This is a genomic window from Streptomyces murinus (assembly GCF_002154555.1).
Classification (GTDB): domain Bacteria; phylum Actinomycetota; class Actinomycetes; order Streptomycetales; family Streptomycetaceae; genus Streptomyces; species Streptomyces murinus.
The window spans coordinates 1-503 of sequence record NZ_MUNF01000669.1; the positions used below are offsets into that span (position 1 = coordinate 1).

At 69.9% G+C, this 503-nt stretch carries 1 pseudogene; it reads left to right on the top strand.

The features are described from left to right. A pseudogene (locus CCN72_RS32655) lies at window positions 1-503 on the top strand (ATP-dependent metallopeptidase FtsH/Yme1/Tma family protein); the annotation flags it as partial.

The following is a 503-nucleotide window of genomic DNA, read 5'->3' on the forward strand; positions in this document are numbered from 1 at the left end:
GGGCGGGAAGTGGTGGGGGCTCCTCGTCACCGCGGTGATCGTCTTCCTGCTGGCCTATCTCGGCCTGAACTACCTCGGCCAGGCCAATCAGCCGACGATCTCCTACACGGAGTTCAGCCGGCAGGTCTCCGAGGGCAATGTCGCCACGATCTACTCCAAGGGCGACGCGATCCAGGGCCAGCTGAAGACCTCACGCAGCAATCCCGAGGGCGGCGGCAAGTACACCCGGTTCAAGACGCAGCGCCCCGCCTTCGCGGACGACCGGCTGTGGCAGAGCCTGAGCAGCCATGGCGTCACGGTGACCGCCCGNNCGCGCCGCCCAAGCCGGTGGGGCCCGAGCCGGACACCCGCCGTACGACGTTCGCCGACGTGGCCGGGATCGACGAGGTCAAGGGCGAGCTGGACGACGTGGTCGACTTCCTGGAGCACCCCGACGCCTACCGCAAAATGGGCGCCAAGCTGCCCCGGGGCGTGCTGCTGGCGGGCCCGCCCGGCACCGGCAA